The sequence below is a fragment of the Candidatus Chordibacter forsetii genome (assembly GCF_964187505.1).
In the GTDB taxonomy this organism is placed as follows: Bacteria; Verrucomicrobiota; Verrucomicrobiia; order Opitutales; family Seribacteraceae; genus Chordibacter; species Chordibacter forsetii.
In genome coordinates this window covers 1-6418 of the sequence record NZ_CAXLML010000196.1, presented here as the reverse complement: position 1 = coordinate 6418, position 6418 = coordinate 1, and the positions used below count along the sequence as shown (strand labels likewise).

Genomic DNA, 6418 nt, shown 5'->3' with positions numbered 1-6418 from the left:
CATGAGTGGACCAGTGGGTATTGTGAATCACCTGAGTGTGTTTGCGAAGATCGGCTTTAAGAAACTTCTTTGGTTCGTTGTTTTTATTAATGTGAACCTAGCCATTCTCAACCTTTTGCCCATTCCGGTTTTAGATGGTGGACACATGCTATTTGCCACAATTGAAAAGTTGCGGGGCAAACCGTTGCCCCTCGCATTCCTTGAACGAGCCCAGGTTCTCTTTGTGGCTTTGCTCTTCTCCTTTATGCTCTATGTCACCTTTTTTGACATGCAGCGCATTCTTCCCTTCTAAAGGAAAACCTTTTCACTTTTGGTAATGGGTCCGATATCTCCCTATTGCGTATCCAGGTTTCATTCTACCCGGCGTACCACCAGGGAGGTAAAAATAGGCGAATTAACCCTCGGAGGGAAACAACCTGTCCGGGTACAATCGATGACCACTACCGACACCATGGATATCCGGGCTACCGCCCGTCAGTCCATTGAGCTGGCGGAAGCCGGATGTGAGATCGTACGTATAACCGCTCCTAATTTAAGGGCGGCCGAAGCACTCAAAGAAATATCAAGGGAGGTAAGGGCGGCAAAAATTGAGGTTCCCCTGGTTGCCGATATTCATTTCATGCCTCAAGCGGCAATGGAGGCAGCAAAATATGTAGAGAAAGTCCGAGTAAACCCAGGCAACTACGCAGACCGTAAAAAGTTTCAAATTCGAGAATATTCCGAATCCCAATACCAAGAAGAGCTAGATCGTCTGCACGATACCTTCACTCCCCTGGTCTTACGATGCAAAGAACTAGGGCGAGCCATGCGCATTGGAACAAATCATGGATCCCTTTCCGACCGTATTATGAATCGTTTTGGGGATTCTCCCCGTGGTATGGCAGAATCTGCCCTGGAATTTTTACGCATCGCCCGCTCTCATCAATACCATGAGATGGTATTGTCAATGAAATCGAGTAACCCAAAAATCATGATTGAGGCGTACCGCTTAGTGGTATCCTTAATGAATAAAGAAGGTATGGATTATCCCCTTCACCTCGGGGTAACCGAAGCCGGAGATGGAGAAGATGCACGTATTAAGAGTGCCATTGGCATAGGTTCTTTGCTACTGGATGGATTGGGAGATACAGTTCGGGTTTCTTTAACTGAAGATCCGGTTGCGGAAATCCCAGTAGCTCAAGATCTTGCACAGCGGGCACACCTTTGTTGGGAATCAAAAGATCAAAAATTACCCGACCCTATTGATTTTATAGACCCCTATCTCTACCGGCGTCGGCCCTGCCCCTCGATATCGCTTAATTCAAAAACCTTGAAGGTAGGAGAAAAATCTCCACCCTGTGTTTTAGTATCCACCCCTCATCGACTGGATAAAGTGGAAGAAATCATTGGGGAAACAGCCCGTTCTCAATCCGCAGCCAAGGACGCCCCGATCGAAGGACTAATCGTTTCACTTGAGAATTCGTCCTCTCTTCCTAATTTAGAAATTTTGCGCGACTCTCTCTTTGGGGCGGTTTCCGTAATTGTTATCGATGACCTGAGAGAAGATCCCTGCACTGAGCTTCCTCCAATAAAGCATTCCTCCCCTCCCCTGCTTTGGCATGCCACAGCAATAGGAACGGACGAGTCAGAGATCGCAAGGTTCCTCGCTCATTGTGAATCAGCTGGCCATCACCCCTGCATTTCTCTACCTGGAGCCACTCTTTCCACAGGAATTGAACTTCTACTAAACGCTGCATCCAGCCCCCCCGTTATCACCCTGCAAACAATTGCACCGTGGAATAACCCAGTGGCGGCTTACCGAGCCTTAGCTTGTGCCTTGGAGACGGCAGATCTATCCCTTCCCCTTTGGATACGTAATTCCGACTCTTTCAGGTTAGTAGAGGGTGACGATTTCTTTTCTGCTAGATTGCTCGATTCATCAATCCTTTCTGGCTCCCTGCTCTGTGATGGAATTGGGGATATTCTCTCTATTGAACACACGGGGGATCTCGATCGTAACCGGGCCCTTGCCTACAACTTATTACAAGGAGCTAGAGCACGGGTATCCAAAACTGAATTTATCGCTTGTCCGAGTTGTGGACGTACTTTATTCGACCTACAAAGCACTACTCAACAAGTCAAGCAAGCAACCGGTCACCTTAAGGGAGTTACCATTGCGGTGATGGGCTGCATCGTAAACGGGCCCGGCGAAATGGCTGATGCTGACTTTGGCTATGTTGGATCAGGACCGGGGAAAATCGATCTATATGTGGGTAAGAAAAAGGTAAAATCCGCCATCCCGGAAAAGGAGGCGGTTGACCGATTGGTCGATCTCATACAAGAAGAAGGAAAATGGATCGAACCCTAACCAACCAAACGCCCAACCTGTCCTCTGCAGATTCTGAACTGCACCTACGCATACTTGCCGGACACAAAGCCGTACTCGACCAAGTCGACTACTTTCGGGCAAATTTTGGGCTTACTCAGAGCCGTTGGAAAGGAGATGGTACTCGTGTTACCGAGGTTGATGAAACCATATCTGTTCAGCTATTTTCCGCACTGGAAATACAATTTCCTGCTGATGACTATTGTTCTGAGGAATCGGTGGAAACTCCGGAACCCATACCTCTGAAAGGTGAATTCGCTTGGATTCTTGATCCCGTTGACGGAACAAACAACTACGCAGTCGGAGTACCCGAATGTGGGATTTCGCTGGGCTTACTCCGAAACGGATTACCCGTTTATGGATTTATTTACGATTATGGGAGAGACAACTTGTTACAGGGCGGCCCCCAGTTTGGGGCTATCGAAGGAGACCGCCCCGTGCATGCTGCCCAGTCCTTGGTTAATGAAAAGCTTACCTTTTGCATGCATTTCCCCATACCCATTGAAGAATTAAACGCCCTAAACGAAGCCTTGCAGGTATGGCGGATTCGCTGCCCGGGATCTGCCGCCGTCGGCTTGGCTAATGTGGCAACAGGTAGGCTAGACGGTTGTTTGGAATTTCGGGCTAAGCCATGGGACTGTGCAGCGGGTTATGCCATCTGTGAAGGAGCCGGTGCCCGTTTCCACTTTATTCGGGATCCTGCCTTTCCCATGAAAAGTTTTAGTCCGGCAATGAGACCATGCCCTTTTCGAGTTGGTTCTCAAATTTTTCATCAAGAGGTATGCCAAGCACTTAAATTAGCTGACAACAAAGCTTGATTCCCCTTGACCGAGAGCCCTACCTTCGGTTTTATTTCAACCTTTCCTCAAGCGGGCATAGTTTAGGGGTAAAACCCCAGCCTTCCAAGCTGGTGTCGAGGGTTCGATTCCCTCTGCCCGCACCATTTTATCATCTTTGTTAATCTAGCCTTCAATCAAACTAAGTTCTAGTTGCTAGGCGTACACTTTCCTGAATCATAGCTTGATGGGTAAGAATTCTTTTCTCTAAAGATGCTTCCGAGGGAGTTTCAATAGTGAAATTTCTTATTCCGTGATTTTGAAAAAGATAAAGGGCTTCCGGAACACCCTCTTTGGGTGGATGGCTAACCCGGGGCCTGATAATTCCATTTTTTGCGTTTTTTCCATCGATTCTTTTTCTTGTATCCAAAGGGAGGAATTTTTTTCCGGCTTGAAGAATTTGATTTGTCCAGCGGTCAGGTCTTCCTCCTCGGTATGGTTCGTAGATGTAAATACCATTGGCATCGAAATCTTCGTGCAAATTCAATGAAAGAAAAAAGGATAAACCTTCAATCCGTTTCAAAATTTGTTCGGTCAGCGGATGAAACACATCCCCCCAGATTCGGTTAAGATCCTCCCCATTTTCATCTAGTCGAGAATTATGTACAAAGCCCCACGGGTTAAGGCATGGATAGAACAAAACCGGAAAATTTTGAAGAAGACCATGGTTTTTCTCTGCCCATTCAAGTAGAGCCCAACAAGGTGCAGGTTCATCACCATGAATCCCAGCAGATATGTAAAGACATGGCTTCTCCCTAGATAGTAAACCATTAGTTACCTCAAAAAAAGGTAAGGACTTTGGGGTACTCACTTTCCCTACCCGCAAAGGTGTTTTTTTGGACAATGCTCGCCATTTACGAATCAAGGCAGAATAGTCATGAGCTGAGCAATTTCTTGGCATAGAAGTGTTTTCCTAAATCAAGTTCTATACAGTGCCAAGGTTTGAAGTTGATGAGGGATTGACCCAAGGGAAACATTCGAGTTCATTTAGGAATGATTCGTTTTTGGACTAGTAGTATTCTATTTTCCTTTTTGGTGTCTTGTAGTGGTAGTGGAGTAACCGTGACCAAGAGCGAAACAGTGGAATATCTTTCCCGAGCTTTTACTAAGTCTAAAAAATGGTTTCGGTCAACGGATGGAGAAACCATCTCAGAGGATGGACCACCCCCGCCATCGCCTTTTCAGCCGTCAGGTAGGCAAGTTATTCAAAAAAGGTCCGATGATAAATTAGTCAACCGAATGTCCAGAAATGATTATAATCGTGCAATTAAAAGACTCGAGAGCTCGATATCTGAATTAGAAAAAAAACAAGGCAAAAATAATATGGAAATCGGAGAGACATACTTTACCTTGGGGTCGATGCACCAAATTCAAGGAAATTCAAAACAGGCAAAAGTTGCATTTCAACAGGCACTATCCATCTTTTCGTCTTGGTTAGGCTCGGAACATCCAAGAGTTTGGAAATTAAAGACCAGGATTTCTAATTTAAATTAAAGACTTGTTTATCTTTTAAGCAAAAGATCCTTCAAGCTCTTTAGATTAAAAGGGCTTGGAGAGTTCAAATCAGGTAGGACCAAATCGGCCTCGGAAAAATCGTGCATGGCTGCGAACTCACTTGGGGTTGCAAGACAAGTCATACCAGCCCTTTTGGCAGACTGCAGACCGTGGTGTGTATCCTCAATAACGACACAAGATTCTGGATGAACGCCAACTTTTTGAGCGACCAGTAAATAAATATCCGGAGCAGGTTTATGCTTTGGTGTCGACTCCCCGCCACACAAACAAGCAAGTGATTGAAGAAAGGCTTCCCCCAAAGCTGCCTGCACAACTTTTTGGGCAGCCCACCCAACGCAGGCAGTTCCTATGGCAATCGGAATTCCAGAATCTTGTACTTCTTTGAACAACCTTTGAATTCCTGGTCTTAGGCGAAGCTGTCCCGCAGTTAAATCGTGAGTAATTAATTCAACATAAAGCTCAGTTTTACGGGCATAAAGCCTTTGTTTACTCTGCTCATATTTATTGTCGGGTAAATTTAGCCATGAAAAGATTTCACGAAATTTATTTCCCCCCATAGTTTGCAACCGATGAGCATAGTCTTGCTTGCTCCATCTGGTATCTAGCCCCAACTCCTTAAATAATTCATTGTAAGCAAGTCGGTGGTAGTTTTCCGTTTCCACAATGGTACCATCCAGATCAGATATGACTAATTCCAACTCCATATTTTGTTTACTCAGATTGATTAGATCCCTGGTGACATAGCTGACAAAATCGTTCAAAGCGATTTTGTCTAGCAGGGTCAGGCTTCGCAGAAGGATCAACTTGGGTCACTATGTTTACAACTTCTCCAGAAATTTCTCCCACAGTTCTTGAGGTATGACCAGCTATCGCAAGTATAGCCGCACCCATCGCAGAGTTTGGGTATTGTGGAATAAGAATAGATCTTTGTAACATTTCTGCACGTATTTGAAGTCCCATTTTGCTTTTAGCTGCTCCTCCAGTGGCAAAAATAAACGGGCCGACTTCAGCTCCAAGCTTCTCCAAAAGTTGGTAAACCATTAGTTCCACAAAAGCCAAGCCTTCCAAGCAACCGATAAAAAATTCACTTTCTCCAACAGCTCCGCTTACACCAAATGGCTTAAAGTGAGGATCAGTAAAAGGAAGACGCTCTCCCTTACGAATAGATGGATAAAAAAGAGGGGGCTTGGTGGGAAAGGTGGTAATTTGATTTTCTAAAGTTTGTAATCGTTTACCAAAACGATCCTTCAAAATTTCACCGCCAGCATTAGAAGCACCCCCTGGTAGCCAAGATCCATCTGGATGACGATGGCAATAGATTCGACCCAACCGATCGAATAATCGGTTTTTTGAAAGGCCTTTGACTGCAAGAGTGGTCCCTATCGTGGTCGACCATTCACCAATCCGACCCGCACCGGAGGCATAAAAGGCAGCATTTGAGTCTGTAGCCCCACTAACCAACAAACAAGAACCGCTCAAGCCCCACCTCTGCTTGTGAACCAGTGAGATCTCGCCGATTAATTGTCCTGGTGCTACAATAAAAGGCAAGTTAATGGATGGTAGATCTTCCAACCAGTCTTTGGTCTCCAAGTCTACTCCTGTTTTCATCGCATTAGTAAAATCTGTAGGAATCTCGATCAATCCGGATACCCAAACATTTAAAAAATCAGTAGCATGAAGAAAGCGCACATTATCTGGTAAA

The 6418-nt window shown here is 45.4% G+C and carries 7 protein-coding genes and 1 tRNA gene; 5 read left to right on the top strand and 3 right to left on the bottom strand.

What is annotated here, in order from left to right:
• From ACKPQ4_RS08675 to ACKPQ4_RS08660, 4 genes are all read left to right on the top strand, one after another.
• Positions 1–292, top strand: a 292-nt coding sequence (locus ACKPQ4_RS08675; protein WP_407680793.1) for a site-2 protease family protein, incomplete at its 5' end; no start/stop codon positions are given.
• 24 nt (positions 293–316) lie between these two features.
• A complete protein-coding gene (gene ispG, locus ACKPQ4_RS08670; RefSeq protein WP_407680792.1) occupies positions 317–2347 on the top strand; it encodes a (E)-4-hydroxy-3-methylbut-2-enyl-diphosphate synthase in 2031 nt (676 codons plus the stop codon).
• The gene (locus tag ACKPQ4_RS08665; protein WP_407680791.1) at positions 2332–3183 is read left to right on the top strand and encodes an inositol monophosphatase family protein; all 852 of its coding nucleotides are present in this window, start codon (positions 2332–2334) and stop codon (positions 3181–3183) included. Before ispG ends, ACKPQ4_RS08665 begins: the two co-directional genes overlap by 16 nt.
• Positions 3184–3234: 51 nt before the next feature.
• Positions 3235–3308 (top strand) — tRNA-Gly (locus ACKPQ4_RS08660).
• Positions 3309–3343: 35 nt separating this feature from the next.
• On the opposite strand, the gene ACKPQ4_RS08655 is transcribed toward ACKPQ4_RS08660, so the two are convergent.
• The gene (locus ACKPQ4_RS08655) at positions 3344–4102 is read right to left on the bottom strand and encodes a M14 family metallopeptidase (protein WP_407680790.1); all 759 of its coding nucleotides are present in this window, start codon (positions 4100–4102) and stop codon (positions 3344–3346) included.
• 92 nt (positions 4103–4194) lie between these two features.
• On the opposite strand from ACKPQ4_RS08655, the gene ACKPQ4_RS08650 reads away from it, so the two are divergent.
• The gene (locus tag ACKPQ4_RS08650) at positions 4195–4695 is read left to right on the top strand and encodes a tetratricopeptide repeat protein (RefSeq protein ID WP_407680789.1); all 501 of its coding nucleotides are present in this window, start codon (positions 4195–4197) and stop codon (positions 4693–4695) included.
• 8 nt (positions 4696–4703) lie between these two features.
• Here ACKPQ4_RS08650 and ACKPQ4_RS08645 read toward each other — a convergent pair whose 3' ends face one another.
• Positions 4704–5477 (bottom strand): HAD family hydrolase, encoded by a 774-nt coding sequence (locus ACKPQ4_RS08645; RefSeq protein ID WP_407680788.1) that lies wholly within the window; start codon positions 5475–5477, stop codon positions 4704–4706.
• On the bottom strand, positions 5428–6418 hold a 991-nt coding region (locus ACKPQ4_RS08640; protein WP_407680787.1), incomplete at its 5' end, for an FGGY-family carbohydrate kinase. The genes ACKPQ4_RS08645 and ACKPQ4_RS08640, both read right to left, overlap by 50 nt.